We start from the raw sequence: 13770 nt of genomic DNA, 5'->3' as shown, positions 1-13770 counted from the left end.
GCCCCGCCGTCATCGCTCGGCCGGTGCGAGCCCGAAGTCGTCGATGAGCACCGCGCCGCTCCTCGAACCGTCGAACACCAGTGAGACGGCTTCGAGGTCCGCGAGGTCTGCGTCGGCCGATTCGAAGGCGTCCAGCGGCACGGTATAGGTCTGGAGCACCGGTTCGGTCAGGGCGGCGCCGTGCATCCACTCGGCTTTCAGATATTGGCCGGGTATGCGGTGCTTCAGCGGCATGAACTCGATGAGCGGAAGCTCGGCCGATGCCCCGGAGCGGTCGGTGAGCCGCACGCTCACCGCGTCGGCGAGCTCGGTGCCTTCGGTCATGGCGACGGCGTCGAACACGAGGTTCGCCGACGCGTCGAAGGGCGCCTCCACGGTGAGCGTCGGCTCTTCCCCGCCGGATTCCCACTCGAGGGACCGCACGCTGTCCTCCCCGGGTCCGCTCCGCAGCGGGAGGGCGATCGTCTCCGATGATGCGAACCCGGACTCGGCGACAGTGGCGGCTTCGGTCGTCGCCGAATCGGTGAACTGGTTGACGTATTCGGTCTCGGGCAGGAATGCCGAGGCGGTCCGGTAGTTCCGGAGGACACCCATGTCGGAGCTGTCCTCGGCCAGCGTCGCGCGCAGGAACGACGACGCGTAGACCTCGGCGACACGGCGCTGGTCTTCCGGAGCAATGAGCGTCTCGGTGTCGATGAAGAGCTTGGGAATCCCGTTGCCCACATCGCGGCTCCCCCAGCGGCTGTTGAAGTGGCCGTGGTTCGCGTGGCCGACATAGAGCGCGGCCTTCAGGAACTCGCCGTCGCCGGAGAACGACACCCGCTCGTACTGGTTGAGCCCGGCGAAGCTGGTGACGTCGGCGTCATGTGAGCCCTGGATGACCAGGTAGTTCACGTCTTCGAGCCGGATCGGATCGCCCTCGGGCAGGTATTGGCCGTCAGAGGGAGCCAGCGCCAGGAGCGACCGGATGCCGAAGTCGTAGTCGAGCGGCACCGCGTCGTCGCCGGGAAGGCTGTCGAGCCCGTTCAGGTGGGCGGCCACGGCGATCGCCTCCCCGCCGCGCGAATGTCCGATGAGCCCGACGTTCTCCATGTCGACGGCGCCGGTGAACGGCGTCTCGCCTCCCCGGTTCCATTCGTCCCATACGCGAAGGTGTTCGAGGAGCATCCAGCCGCGCGCGACGTTGACGCCCGTGAGCCCGCCGGAGCGGTCGAGCGGACCGGTGTTGAAGAAGTTCTGGTCGATCGACGCGGTGATGAAGCCTCTGCTGGCGAGCAGTTCCCCGAGGTAGGCGAATCCGTCTTCGGACTCGGTGACGCTGCTCTTGTTGCCGTGCACCATGAGCACGAGCGGGAAGGGTCCCTGGCCCTCCGGGTACCACACCTTGCCGTTCACCGGCAGGTGTTCAATGTCGAAGCCCCAGAGCGATTCCCGTTGCTCGTCCCATCCGGTGACGATCTGCGAGGCGTCGACCATCGGCGTTTCCAGGTCGGCCGACTCACCGTACGCCTGCCGCCGGTCGATGCCGCTGCCGTAGGTCAGCTTGGCCACTTCGAACGGCCCCTGCGACGCCGGATCGTTCTCGATCACCGTCATGGCGGTGCCGTCGTCGGCGGGTGCGGGATTTCCCTGACTCGCAGTGAGCACCCAGACGGTGGGCGCCACCAGGACCACGAGCGACAGCGCGAGCGCCAGGATTCGACGGTCCCGAACCTTCACCGGATCGCGGCCCGCATGCGGCAGCAGAGCGCCCAACGCGCCGCCGAGGAGTGAAGCGCCCACAACGATTACCGCGATGGCGGCGAACCAAGCGATCATGCTCGCGCCGGCGCCGAGGGTGAACAGCAATATCAAGCAGGCGCCGAGCGTCCACACGTATCCCCACGCGAGCGCCTTGAACCGTCCGACCGTGACCAGCAGAATGCCGGTGACGAGGCCGGACGCCGCGACCGCGATCAGCACGTTGATCGCGGTCTGGGAGGCGAGCACCAGTCCGGTGCCGGGTAGGTACTGGTCCCCCACGCTCCAGGCGACCGCCGCGGCGGTCGCGAGGGCCAGCATCACCGCAGCGCCGCGCCAGAACGGCCGAGGCTCATCGGTGACCTTTCCCAATCGCCGGAGCAGTCGCCGCCGGTGCGGGGTGTGCTGTTCGGTGTCGTCGTCGGTCGCCGCAGTCAATTCCCGGTCCTCGTCTCGGTGACAGAGTGGCCGATGGTAACAGCCCCATGGAAACAACGAGGTGAGGCGATTGACCGAATCCAGCGCGTTCTTCGGGTCCACTTGGGAGTCGCGCTGCCGGGCGGCACAGGTCAAGGCGGCCCGCAGATGAGACGATGGCGCTCATGACCGCTCTGACTGAATACATCGATGCCTGGAAGGCCAACGACGTGGACCGCATCACTCACGCGGTGATCGAGGACTGCGTCGTCACCGAGTGCAACGGGCCGGTGTACCGCGGCCGCGACACGGTTCGCAAATGGGCGGAAACCTGGCTCGGCGCGGGCGGTGTGGTGCATCGGTGGGACATCACCGACCACATCGCCACGGACGACCGCGAAACCGCCGAGTGGGTCTTCGAATGCACATGGGAGAGTGTGCGCCACACGTTCGACGGCGCGACCGTCGCTCGCAGCGCCGATGGCCTGATCGTCGTGCTGCGCGAGTACGAGACCAGCGCTCCGCTCTATGACTGGAACGGCACCTGGCGCTGAGCGGCGTTCCCGCAGTCCCAGGGACAAGCAGGGTCGGGTGCGGCGGCGCTCTGGAGGGCCGTCCTGGGGACTTGTCGACAACGGTTGGCCCGCCGCCGCACCCGAGTCATTTATGAGGCCTCCTTCACCGCCTTCCGAGCTTCGGCCTCGATCCACGCGCACCATTCATCGCCGTTCCAAGCGCCGTGCCAGCGCGGACCGGAGCCGGGGCGGTCCGTGAAGGTGCAGACCTCCGAAGGGCCATTGCCGTCGGAGCACTCGACGCGGAACTCGCGCGGCGAGTCGGCGGTCTGGAAGACCGTGAAGATGGCCGGCCCTCGGCGGAACTCCCCGAGATATCGCTCAGCCATTGCAGACGCGCGTCCTCCGCACCGATTCGTGTTGGCCGTTGTAAAAGGCCATGAACGCGCTCGCCTCGGCCCATTCGCGCCACTCCTCGGAGGCTCCTCGCCAGTCGCGCCCCCACGTGGCCTTGAGGTCCCCGGAGTTGAGGCCCGAGATGACCAGGACGATGTCATCGCGGTTGTCATCGACGTACACCTGGAACGAGTCCGGCGCGTCGGCGCTCGATGAGCGGACCTCGAAGGTCCGCATGCCGTCGGTGAACTGGCCGCGCGCAAGCGTGTCCGAGTTCGACGGTCGCAATCGGCTCAAATTGCTCACGTTGTGTCTCCTCCCGTTTCGGAATGTGCGCCACTAGCTGAACACAACGTAAGTGCAGGTCAGAGCATGTGAGAACGAAAAGTTTCACGGGCATGGATCTGGGACTGTGAACAGGTGTCCCGCTGAGAGCCGCCAAAATCGGGACAGCAGATCGGGACGCCAAAAATTGAACTACTCACTCAGTGTGATCGTCTGAAACCATGAAATGGTGAGCACACCATCTCTGGCGCAATGGCGCATCGGGGTCATTCTGCGAGGACTGCGCGAGGACCGTGGACTGTCCATCCGCGGAGCAGCGAACATGCTGGGCACCAACAAGACCCGACTCGAACGAATCGAAAAGTCCGGCAATCAGAAGGTCGATCCGGGCACAGTTACAGGCTGGGCGTTCAAGTACGGCGCTTCGGAACAGATCATGATCGAGCTCGACGCTCTAGCGATGCAGACCCGTGATACCGACGCGAACGGCTGGGAGAACGTCTTCACGACCACGCCCAAGTGGTTCAGTGCCTTTCTCACTTTGGAAAAGGAAGCACTCACGATGGACTCCTACGAGAGCGCGTTCATTCCGGGTCTCCTCCAGGTCCAGGGCTACATCGAAGACGTGGTCGCGGCGAATCTGTTCATGACCGCCGATGAGGCCGCTGAAGCCGTCCGGCTGAAGCTTTTGCGGCAGGAGTGGGTGTTCAATCGCCCGCCAGGCAAGCTCGCAACAATGCGCTTCGTCCTCGACGAGGCATGTCTCCTGCGGATCAAGGAAGCGCACTACCACGACGAGCAGATCGAGCATCTCCTGAAGTTTTCAGAGCTGGATCCGGTAGAAATCTACGTTCTGCCAATGAACAAGGGAGTCCACTCCGCGATGAGAGGCACCTTCAAACTCTTGACCTTCGGCGGGCCGTACAGCCCGGAGCTGGTCTACTTGGAGTCTGAGTACGGTGCCCGCTACATCGATGAGCGCAGGGCCGTTTCCCGATTCCGTGAGGTATTCTCTGACACGCTGGCCAACGTCGTGCGTCTCAAGGAGTACCTGAGCTATGTTGAACCGTGAATGGCAGAAGTCCAGCCGGAGTGCAGCCCAGGGTGACTGTGTCGAGCTCCGTCAGGGTGACGTCGCCGTCCAGATCCGCGACTCCAAGCTCGGCGACGCCTCGCCGATCCTTGACCTGGACGCCGCGACTTACGCCTCCCTGCTCCAAGACCTCAAGCGCCGCTGAACCTTTCGTTCGCCTGCTCGCCGCTGAGAAGGAATCGTCCTCGGGCCGGAGCACCTGTTGGCACTCCGGCCCGAGAGGTCTTTCGCTATTCGATGATGAGATCGAAGGTGTCGGTGGTGTTCCTGATGTCTTCGTGGTTGTTGCTCATCTGAAGGTTCTGGAAGATCGCCGAGCCGACCGCCGGCCCTTGGCCCTGTTCGGGCATCTCGTTGACCCAGATGCCGATGCCGGATTTGTGCTCGAACTCGTCACCGCTGAGCTGGGCTCCCGTGATCGTGACGTCGGTGAAGACCGTGTCCGTGACCGGGTGCTCCGGCTGGCCGCCGGTGTACTTGGTCTGGAACATGATCCCCGCGTAGGTCGGGTCGACGATGTCGACGTTGTCGATGCGGATGCCTTGGAACTCCTTGTCCCCCGAGAAGATCCAGATTCCCGGGAAGGTCTGCTGCCCCCAGAAATGGCCTCCGGCTCGGACGACCGAGATGTTCTCGAAGCGCGTCTTCGGGTCGGCGCCGAAGCCGTCCATCGGGATGCCGAAGTCCAGCGAGCTGATGGTGACGCCCGAATAGACCAGGGTGTCCGCGATGTGGATGTTCCGGAACGTGTTCCCGAAGCCGCCGTAGACGGCCAGCCCGGCGGCGCGCCAGGTCAGGATCGACGTCAGGTTCTCGTAGACATTGCCGGTCTGGTCGCCACCGCCCGAGTCGGTGGCGGCGAACAGCGCGAAACTGTCGTCCCCGGAGGCCCGGGACTCGATGTTCTGCACCAGGTTGTTCGCGCTGCCGTTGGTCATGTTCAACGCGTCGGCGAACAGGTTCCGGGTCCGCGAGTTCTTGATGACGGTGTCGCTGATGTTCGAGCCCCAGAACATGCAGACCTGGTGCTCGACCCACATGTTGTCGATCGTCATGTCCGAGACGTTCTGCCAGTCGAAGATCTTCCCGGGACCGTCGATGCGCGTGACGTAGTTGCCGAAGTAGGCGAAGCCGGAGAACGTCGAGCCGTTCGCCGTGGCGTCCGCCCGGATGCCGACGTCGGTGTTGCTCTGCCCTTGGGGAGCGAGGAAGCGGGTGTACCAGGGTCCGGCGCCGATCATCTCGACCGCCTTCCCGTGCACCTGGAACTTCTGCGCGGTCTGGTAGTCGCCGGGAGGCAGGTACACGCCGAGCAGTTCGCCCGTGGTGTCCATACGGAACTCGTCCAGGGCGGCCTGCACGTCCTGGTGCCCGAATCCGTCCGGCTCGATGTAGCGGGCCGGGTCCGGGTTCGGGTTCGGCGCGACCGCTTCGAGGCTGATGAAATCGATCGCGTAGAAGCTCGCGCTGTTCGACCCATCCTTCTGCAGGCGAATGGTGCTGCCCGCCGGGATGGTCTGGTCCAGCAGCACGTTCGCCTCGTCGTAGATGTGCCGCGGCGCGCCGGAACCGGGCGAGTTGTCCGGGCTCGCCTCGTTGCCGTAGAGCCACGCGTACCGCGAGGTCAGGTCGATCGGCTGGAGCAGTTCGCCGTCGACGTAGACGTTGAGCGTCGCGTCGATGCCCCCGCCACCGGGTGCGTCGGGGATGGCGAAACGGGTGACGAGCGTGTTGGTGTCGGTCGAGGTCGTGAACTCGACGTATTCGCCGGTGCCGTCGAGCACCACGGCCCGCCGCCCGGAGGCCTCGCCGGCGAGGTCGCCGATGGTCCGGTTGGGTCCGACCACCTGTGCGCCGCCGCCGGTGGTGGCGTCCTCCGCCTCGTCCATCGTGTAGGGCACGTCGGCACCTCGTCCGATGTAGAGCGAACGGGCACTGGAGTTGTTGCCCTGCTGCACCGCGTGCTCGTTGCCGTCGGGCTCGACCTCGATGGTGACCGTGTAGCCGCCGTCCGCCGCGGTCCACGTGCCGAGCTCGACCGGGCCGGCGGCGTCGCCGGCTCCGATGGCGCCGGAGTGCTCGTCGGAGAGTGTCGCCACCGTCTCGCCGGTGTCGTCGTCGGTCACCGTCAGCGTGATGCCGTGCGGCCCGCCGTCCGAGGCGAGGGTGCCCTGGTTCTTGACCGTGGCCGAGAAGGTGACGGTGTCACCGGCCGCGGGGTTGCTCGGTGACCAGGACGCCGCAGCGACCAGGTCGGAGGTGTCGATGGCCTTGACCACCAGCGGATTCGGATCGGTGTAGGCGTTGTTGCCCTCGTTCCGCTCGATGACCGCGCCGTCGGGGTCGACTCGGGCGCCGAGCTCGTACTCGCCGGTCGGACGGGGCTCGATCGCGGCGGTCGCGGTGGCGCCGGCGCCGGGCTCCAGCGCGTCGACCGGGGCGGTGCCCACGAGGGCGTCGTCCAGGAAGAACCCGACGTCGGTCGCCGGGGAGGCGAGATCGCCGGAGTTCTCCACTGTGGCGGTCAGCGTCAGCTCGTCGGTCTGGTCGGGTTCGGCCGGGCTCCACGACAGGTCCGTGACGACCAGGTCGGGGTTCGGCGCGGGCGTGCCGTAGACCTCGAGCTCGGCCACCTGGCCGTTCGGGGCGCCGGTGTTGCCGCTGAACTGCAGTCGTACCTCGGCGACGGTGGCCGAGACCGGGATCGTCACCGTGTTGCCGCCGTCCGGGGCGAAGGCGTAGTCGGCTTGGCTCTTGATCGTGCTGAATTCACCGCCGCCCTGGTCACGGCCCAGCACCGACAGCGTCTGCGTGCGCGGCCCCCAGGCCGGGTCCGGGTTGAGCTTGACGACGATCTGTTCGATCGCGGCATCAGCCCCGAGCTCGACCGTCAGCGTGCTGGGCAGCGCACCCGACGCTCCTTCCCAGTAGGTCGTGAGATCACCGTCGTTGGCGTTCTCGGCCGCGAAGTCGAACTCCTGGGATGAGGCCTCGATCGGCCTGCCGGGCGCCAGGTTCGCGCCGTTCGGCTCCGCGGGCGGCTCGCCCTCCCCGTAGACCTCGAACTCGGCGACCTGGCCGGCGGGCCAAGCGGTGTTCGCGGTGATGAGGAGCCGGAGGTGGCGAGTGGGCACCGCGTCGAAGGTGATGGTCACCGAGTTGCCGGCGGCTGGATCGAAGGTGTAGTCGGCGGCGCCGACGATCGTGGTGAACGACGTTCCGTCCGTGCTGCCCTGCACCTCCATCGTCTGGGTGCGGGTCTCCCAGGCCGGGTCGTCCGGCAGCGAGACCACCAGCTCGCTCACCTCGTACGAGGAGCCGAGGTCGACTTGGAGCCACTGCGGGAACGTGTAGTTCGCGCTCTCCCAGTAGGTCGCGTCATTGCCGTCGGCGGCGTTGCCGGCCACGTGGGTCTGCGTGTGGCTGCTGGCGCTCATCGCCCTGTGCTCGGCGAGATCGGGCCCTTGGGCGGCGTACGTCGGCGTGATGGGCATGAGCGTCAACGCGACGACGATCGCGGCGAGCACCGCCACCAGGGGCGTGCTCGAGGCGCGGTGCATCGATGTCCACATCGGGATCACCTCGTGGGGCCGTCGGCGATGCCGCGCGGCGGGATCGGGAAGTTGGTCTCGACGCGCTTGGCGCCGTTTCGGTTCGTATGTGAGGGCTTCGAACGCATGGTCACTCCGTTCAATCGAAGAGCGCCGTCCTGTCGTGATTCCGTGGTTCACATCCCCGGACACGCTAGGTTTAGCGCTAAACCTTGGAGCATCACTGTAGCCGGTGAATGTGAGCTTTGTCAATGTCCCGATGTCTGACCGGCAGTGGGCGAGCGGTGACTGCCGAGCGTTGGGAGCGATGCGGTCCATTGGCAGCGCGAACCCCTTACCGCAGCCGCACAACGGCATTGGGCAGCAGAACGGCGAGGTTCGACCCGGTTCCAGAATGCTCCGGAAGGCCGTGTCGAACCTCGCCGCTCCGCTCCAGCGACCGCCTAGCGGTTGTACCTCTCCCACCAGGTGAAGCTGCTTCGGTATGCCGACGGGGTGTTGTCGGCGGCGTGGTTGGCCAGGCCGTTCCTGCCGAAGTAGTAGTCGTGCACCTGCCGCTGGGCCACACTCGCCATATCGGTGTCGCCCACCGCGTTCGCGTGGATGTGGTAGGCGAACCCCTGCGACGGGGTGCGGAGCCAAGCCGCGAAGCCGACGTCGCGCAGCGCCTTCACCGTCTGCCAGCGCTGGGTGGTCGACATGCCGCTGACGCCGATGTCGACGACCCCGCCGCCGTCATGGGTGCCGGCGGAATCGGGGTTGCCCGGGGAGTAGGAGCCCTGGCTCAGCGTGAGGCTCCATGAGAGCTTGGCGTCGGCGGCGGCCAGCATGTTCCTGGTGCGGGTGTTGACGCGCCTGCCGCCGTAGGAGTCCTGGGATGAGCCGATGTCGACCGTGCGGGCGACGGAGAAGCCCTCGTCCTGGCCGAGTCGGGTGAGCGAGGTCGGTCCGGGCAGTCCATTGGCGTCGAGCCCGGAGTAGCCGAGTGCGCGCTGCCAGGCGGCGTAGGCGGAGACGGTCGAGGTGCCGTAGTGCCCGTCCACGTAGGCGGAGCTCAGGTGTCCCTTGGAGGCCAAGGCGGCTTCGACGGCCCTGACGCTGGGGCCCGCCCCGGGGAAGATGCCGGTGCCGGACTTCGGCGGGTCGACCATTGCCGCCACCACCGCGAGCTCCATGTCGACCGTGGTCTGGGCATAGGCGGGACCGGCGGCCAGCACCGACGGCAGCGTGGCCGCGCCCGTGACCATCAGAGCGCGGGAAAGCAGCCGGCGCCGTGAAAGTGCGCGGGCACTTTCCGGGGGTTGATCGCTCATGTCATTGTGTCCTTTCTAGAGGGACTTGGCCCGGTCGATGCGCGAGTCGCCGGAGCGTCGCAGCAGCGGCCCTGGGGATCGGGGCTCAGCGGAATCGTCACCATTGCGCGGTTGCGATGGCGTCGCGGGAGGGGAAGGGGCGCTTGTGCTCTTGCCTATCTCCCATGGAGTCAAGGCATCTCACCAGCAGTTCGATGCGACCGTCGACATCTGTCACCGCACCATATCGAAGAAATTCTTCGTTGAGAAGCCACGGGATGAAATAAAACTTCAACTTCTTGATTTCGCGCCGGTGCTTTTCACCAGTGCCGCTGAACCTTTGCGCTCACAGAGTATTCAAGAGACTCCAGTGGCTTGCTGTTGCCGCCGCGATGGGCGGCTGCGTTGCATCGCGACACGGCACCGGTGATTTCGCCGATGCAGACCGTCCGGTCGGTATGTAAGAGTGATCGAGCACCAGTCGACGAGTCTCGTCAAGGAGGACGAATCATGCACTCACCGACCCATCACCGCCGCTCACTCCGCGCCGCCGGCCTGGCACTGGCAACGGCCGCCGCACTCGTGTCCGGGGCGCTGGCCGGCCCCAACGCCGCGCTCGCCCAGAACCCGCACGAGCGCGGCCCGGCACCCACCGAATCCAGCATCGAGGCGTCTCGCGGCCACTACTCCGTCTCCAGCACCAGCGTCTCCGGTTTCGTCTCCGGATTCGGCGGCGGCACCATCTACTACCCCACCACGCGCTCCGACGGCGACTTCGGAGCTGTCGCGGTCGCACCGGGATACACCGCCTCTTCGTCGACGATGGAGTGGCTCGGCCCGCGCATCGCCTCGCAGGGCTTCGTGGTCTTCACCATCGACACCAACTCCCGGTACGACTTCCCCGGCCAGCGGGCCGACCAGCTCAATGCCGCATTGGAATACCTGGTGGACGACAGCAACGTCTCCGACCGCATCGATCCGGACCGCCTCGCCGTCATGGGGCACTCCATGGGCGGCGGCGGCTCGCTCGAGGCGACCGACGACAATCCGGATATCCAGGCGAGCATCCCGCTCACGCCGTGGCACTCGGACAAGACCTGGAACGGCGTCAGCACCCCGACCCTGATCTTCGGGGCCGAGAACGACACGATCGCCTCGGTCGGCTCGCACTCCGAGCGGTTCTACAGCTCGATCCCGAGCTCGACCGACAAGATTTACATCGAACTGGACGGGGCCTCGCACTTCGCCCCGAACTTGTCGAACACGACCATCGCGAAGTACTCGATCTCGTGGCTCAAGCGGTTCGTGGACAACGACACTCGGTACGACCAGTTCCTCTGCCCGCTGCCGAATGACCGCTCCATCGAGGAGGTGCGGGGTTCCTGCCCGCTCGGCTGACGCCCGGGAGCGACACGGACGGCGACCGCGCACCCGCACGGTCGCCGTCCGATATTCTGCATTCAGCCCTTCCGAACCGACCAGTCGGTTTTGTACGATTGGTCCATGCAACGGCGCAGCCTCCGGGCCGCTGCCCGGCCCACGACGCCGGCGCAGCTCAGGAGGTCTGCCGTGGCAGCCGATATCCGCCTGCTCGACGACGGCAGCATCGCCCTCGTCCTCACCGATGCCGACACGAGCCTCCTCGACGAGGCGAACCGCTCAGGCGGGCCGCTGCTGATACACCTGGCGGCCGGCATCGCGCCGAACAGGACTCGCGCCATGGTCGAACTCGCGCGCGGCCTGAGCGCGCTCGGCGACGGCCCGGTCAGCGACGCCCACGCCTCACTCCACCTCGCCGGTTCCCTCTCCTCGCGCACCGATCCGCGCCTCGCGCTCATCGCGATCCTCGCCGCGGCGGACGCGGCGTGGGCCGCCGGCGACCGTCCCGCCTGCCTCGCCTCACTGGAGGCGGCCAGGACCGTGCTCGCGGCCGGTCCGCCAGTCGGCGACTGCGGCCCCTTGTACGACCATCTTCTGGGTCTTCGCGCCCTCCTCGAGCAACGCCCGAAGGAAGCGGCCCCACCGCTGCGCCGCGTCCTCGCGCACGGGCGCGACGAGGGCTCTTCGGACGCCCTGCACCGCGCCTCGGTGGCGGCACTGCTGCTCGGGGACGTCGAGGACGCCTGCCGCACGGGGAGGCGCGCGCTGGCGGCGGCGCGCGCCGAGGGCCGCGACGACCTGGCCAGCCAGACGCTCGAATACCTCGCCTACGCCGAAATGCGGGCCGGACGCCACGCCAGGGCGCACGCCCATGCCGTCGAAGGGCTGCGGACGGCACTGCGGTCGGGCCGGTCCAACACCGCGGCGCACCACCGCGCGGTCCTGGCCCTGGCGGGTTCGATCGAGGGCGACACCGATGCGGTGGTCAAGGAGGCCATGCTCGCGCTGGAGACCGCCCGGCGCCACGGCCTGGCGCAGACCCGCACCCTGGCCGAGTGGGCGCTCGCCCGCGCCGACCTGGGCCGAGGACGGCCCGAGGCCGCCGCCTCCCGCCTGGGCGCGCTCGTCCGGCCAGGCGGCGGCCACTTCGCGGTGCAGCCGTTGCTCATGCCCTGCTTCATCGAGGCCGCGGTCCTCGCCGGACGGCCCGACGAGGCACGTCCGGTCGCCGAGGCGCTGAAGCTGTGGGTCGGATTCGGAGTCGACCGGGCCGCGACCGCCCAGCTCGCCCGGTGCCGGGCGCTGCTCGCCACCGCCGGCTCCGGGGCCGACCTGGTTGAGGCGGCGTACCTCCGTGCCGTCGAGTCGCATGCGACGGACACCGGCGACTTCGAGCGTGCCCGCACGCAACTGCTGTACGGGAAGTGGCTGCGGCGGCAGCGCCGTCCCCGCGAGGCCCGCGCGGTGCTGCGCGATGCCCTCCACGGCTTCGAGCGCTGCGGCTCGCGGTCGTGGAGCGAGCAGACGCGCGCGGAGCTCCGGGCCACGGGCGAGCCGGGGACCGAGGCCGCCGGTGCCGCGGTCGGCATGCTGTCCTCGCTCACCCCGCACCAGTGGCGCGTCGCCCAGCACGTGGCCACGGGAGCCACCAACCGCGAAGTGGCGCAGGCGCTCTCGATCAGCGTGCGGACCGTGGACCATCACCTGCGCAACATCTTCGCCACCCTCGGCGTGCGCTCGCGCGTCGAGCTGGCCCGGCTCGTGGCCGAGACCCGGTGAACGGATCGCCATCCACTATGCTCCTGCGAACACACCCCGGGGGCATCACGCACTCGCGCAACGGCGTCGTCCTGAACGAGGACGGCGGTCACGTCCTCGACGAGTCCGGCCGCATCGACCAGGGGCCACCGCCTCGGCCGGGCCCCGAATTCCTCGGCTCACCGAGCATCGATGACATCGACGACTGATGGCGCGCAACTGAGAGCGCATCTCAGTTGGCGGGTTGCTGTAGCAGGTCAGGGCGGCGGGCATGGCCAGGCTTCGGCTCTGCCAGTTGTCGCGGACTGCGTACGGGATCTTGTGACCGCGAGCGGCCTGTGGCAGGCTCATGCCGCATGATCGATGCATTCGCGAAAGACCTCCTGCACGGGAGACTGCGGCGGGACCGCAAGGCGCTGCTGTGGAAACTCGACGGTTTGTCCGAATACGATGCCCGCCGGCCTTTGACCGCGACCGGGACCAACCTCCTCGGCCTGGCCAAACACGTGGCCACCGTCGAGGCCAGGTACTTCGGCGAGGTCTTCGGCCGCCCTTCACCCGAACCGCTGCCCCGCTGGCAGGACTCCGACGGTAGCGATCAGTGGGCGACCGAGCACGAGAGGCGCGATCAGATCATCGGGCTCTACCGGCGCACGTGGGACCACTCGGACGCGACGATCAACGCGCTTCCCCTCGACGCCCCGGGCCACGTGCCGTGGTGGCCGGAGCCTTATGCCGACACCAACCTGTTCGCCGTCCTCGTCCATGTCCTCGGCGAGACCATCCGGCATGCCGGGCACGCCGATATCCTGCGCGAGGGCCTCGACGGCCGGACCGGGTTGCGCCCCGAACACGAGCAGCCGATCGACGAGGAAGCCCGTGCGGCCTACTGCGCGAAGATCGAGCAGGCCGCCAGGTCGGCGGCACCAATCAAGCCCTAGACCTTGCCTCGGTTGGCGTGCAACGGGCCTGGTATAGATCGTGTGTGGACGAGTTCGCCAAGCACCTGGTGCCCGATGGGCTCTGGGAGATCACCGCGCCCCTGATCGGGCAACATGCCAAGCGCGCTCAGGGCGGCGGGATCGCCCGGGTAGAGGATCCGACGGTCTTCACGGCGATCGTGTTCGTCCTGACCACCGGGTGCGCTTGGCGGCACTTGCCGCCGACGTTCGCTGTCTCGCACCAGACCGCGATACGAACGCCACAGCCACCTCTTCGCCGCGTTCCTCGCCCTCGCCGCAGCGATCACCTGCTACAAGAAACTCGCCAACTGAGACACACTCTTAGCTTGTCTTTTAACCTGTTGGTGGTTCGGTCGGCTTCGCTGATCTCTTCCCTTGAGT

Annotated in this window: 13 protein-coding genes; 8 read left to right on the top strand and 5 right to left on the bottom strand. The window is 67.3% G+C overall.

The annotated features are described in order from the left end of the window. Nucleotides 1–9: 9 nt before the first annotated feature. The gene (locus ACYVK3_RS09575; RefSeq protein WP_460497077.1) at nt 10–2178 is read right to left on the bottom strand and encodes an alpha/beta hydrolase; all 2169 of its coding nucleotides are present in this window, start codon (nt 2176–2178) and stop codon (nt 10–12) included. Between the two features lie 155 nt (nt 2179–2333). On the opposite strand from ACYVK3_RS09575, the gene ACYVK3_RS09570 reads away from it, so the two are divergent. Next, nucleotides 2334–2711, top strand: coding sequence for a nuclear transport factor 2 family protein (locus tag ACYVK3_RS09570; RefSeq protein ID WP_460497076.1), 378 nt, complete (start codon nt 2334–2336; stop codon nt 2709–2711). 110 nt (nt 2712–2821) lie between these two features. On the opposite strand, the gene ACYVK3_RS09565 is transcribed toward ACYVK3_RS09570, so the two are convergent. Both ACYVK3_RS09565 and ACYVK3_RS09560 read right to left on the bottom strand, forming a co-directional pair. Further along, the gene (locus ACYVK3_RS09565; protein ID WP_460497075.1) at nt 2822–3061 is read right to left on the bottom strand and encodes a hypothetical protein; all 240 of its coding nucleotides are present in this window, start codon (nt 3059–3061) and stop codon (nt 2822–2824) included. Next, nucleotides 3054–3374, bottom strand: coding sequence for a hypothetical protein (locus ACYVK3_RS09560; protein ID WP_460497074.1), 321 nt, complete (start codon nt 3372–3374; stop codon nt 3054–3056). Before ACYVK3_RS09560 ends, ACYVK3_RS09565 begins: the two co-directional genes overlap by 8 nt. A gap of 208 nt (nt 3375–3582) precedes the next feature. Between ACYVK3_RS09560 and ACYVK3_RS09555 the strand changes: the two genes are divergently transcribed. Together ACYVK3_RS09555 and ACYVK3_RS09550 are read left to right on the top strand one after the other, a co-directional pair. Further along, complete coding sequence (locus ACYVK3_RS09555; RefSeq protein ID WP_460497073.1) at nt 3583–4425, top strand: Scr1 family TA system antitoxin-like transcriptional regulator; 843 nt, start codon at nt 3583–3585, stop codon at nt 4423–4425. Then, nucleotides 4412–4591, top strand: coding sequence for a DUF397 domain-containing protein (locus tag ACYVK3_RS09550; protein WP_460497072.1), 180 nt, complete (start codon nt 4412–4414; stop codon nt 4589–4591). Before ACYVK3_RS09555 ends, ACYVK3_RS09550 begins: the two co-directional genes overlap by 14 nt. An 85-nt stretch (nt 4592–4676) precedes the next feature. Here ACYVK3_RS09550 and ACYVK3_RS09545 read toward each other — a convergent pair whose 3' ends face one another. Together ACYVK3_RS09545 and ACYVK3_RS09540 are read right to left on the bottom strand one after the other, a co-directional pair. After that, nucleotides 4677–8018 carry a discoidin domain-containing protein gene (locus tag ACYVK3_RS09545; RefSeq protein ID WP_460497071.1) on the bottom strand — a complete coding sequence of 1114 codons (3342 nt, stop codon included), beginning with the start codon at nt 8016–8018 and terminating at the stop codon, nt 4677–4679. Nucleotides 8019–8440: 422 nt separating this feature from the next. Continuing rightward, nucleotides 8441–9310 (bottom strand): peptidoglycan-binding protein, encoded by an 870-nt coding sequence (locus ACYVK3_RS09540; protein ID WP_460497070.1) that lies wholly within the window; start codon nt 9308–9310, stop codon nt 8441–8443. Nucleotides 9311–9799: 489 nt separating this feature from the next. On the opposite strand from ACYVK3_RS09540, the gene ACYVK3_RS09535 reads away from it, so the two are divergent. The 5 genes from ACYVK3_RS09535 to ACYVK3_RS09515 all read left to right on the top strand — a co-directional run. Continuing rightward, nucleotides 9800–10687: an alpha/beta hydrolase gene (locus ACYVK3_RS09535; protein WP_460497068.1), complete on the top strand. Its 888-nt coding sequence runs from the start codon at nt 9800–9802 to the stop codon at nt 10685–10687. A gap of 171 nt (nt 10688–10858) precedes the next feature. Beyond that, nucleotides 10859–12448 (top strand): LuxR C-terminal-related transcriptional regulator, encoded by a 1590-nt coding sequence (locus ACYVK3_RS09530; RefSeq protein WP_460497067.1) that lies wholly within the window; start codon nt 10859–10861, stop codon nt 12446–12448. Nucleotides 12449–12465: 17 nt separating this feature from the next. Continuing rightward, nucleotides 12466–12636 (top strand): hypothetical protein, encoded by a 171-nt coding sequence (locus ACYVK3_RS09525; RefSeq protein ID WP_460497066.1) that lies wholly within the window; start codon nt 12466–12468, stop codon nt 12634–12636. A gap of 147 nt (nt 12637–12783) precedes the next feature. Further along, nucleotides 12784–13368 carry a DinB family protein gene (locus tag ACYVK3_RS09520; protein WP_460497065.1) on the top strand — a complete coding sequence of 195 codons (585 nt, stop codon included), beginning with the start codon at nt 12784–12786 and terminating at the stop codon, nt 13366–13368. Between the two features lie 68 nt (nt 13369–13436). Further along, the coding region (locus tag ACYVK3_RS09515; RefSeq protein ID WP_460497157.1) for a transposase at nt 13437–13770 on the top strand (334 nt) is incomplete at its 3' end.

This window comes from Glycomyces tarimensis (assembly GCF_054776215.1).
Note: the sequence above shows the minus strand (reverse complement) of the source record. Positions and strands in the feature narration are given on the sequence as shown.

Bases quoted from the DNA above. Each gene is read 5' to 3' on its own strand.
- ACYVK3_RS09570 (WP_460497076.1), top strand. From the start codon at position 2,334: ATGGCGCTCATGACCGCTCTGACTGAATACATCGATGCCTGGAAGGCC.
- ACYVK3_RS09565 (WP_460497075.1), bottom strand. From the start codon at position 3,061: ATGGCTGAGCGATATCTCGGGGAGTTCCGCCGAGGGCCGGCCATCTTC.
- ACYVK3_RS09550 (WP_460497072.1), top strand. From the start codon at position 4,412: ATGTTGAACCGTGAATGGCAGAAGTCCAGCCGGAGTGCAGCCCAGGGT.
- ACYVK3_RS09545 (WP_460497071.1), bottom strand. From the start codon at position 8,018: ATGTGGACATCGATGCACCGCGCCTCGAGCACGCCCCTGGTGGCGGTG.
- ACYVK3_RS09540 (WP_460497070.1), bottom strand. From the start codon at position 9,310: ATGAGCGATCAACCCCCGGAAAGTGCCCGCGCACTTTCACGGCGCCGG.
- ACYVK3_RS09535 (WP_460497068.1), top strand. From the start codon at position 9,800: ATGCACTCACCGACCCATCACCGCCGCTCACTCCGCGCCGCCGGCCTG.
- ACYVK3_RS09525 (WP_460497066.1), top strand. From the start codon at position 12,466: ATGCTCCTGCGAACACACCCCGGGGGCATCACGCACTCGCGCAACGGC.
- ACYVK3_RS09520 (WP_460497065.1), top strand. From the start codon at position 12,784: ATGATCGATGCATTCGCGAAAGACCTCCTGCACGGGAGACTGCGGCGG.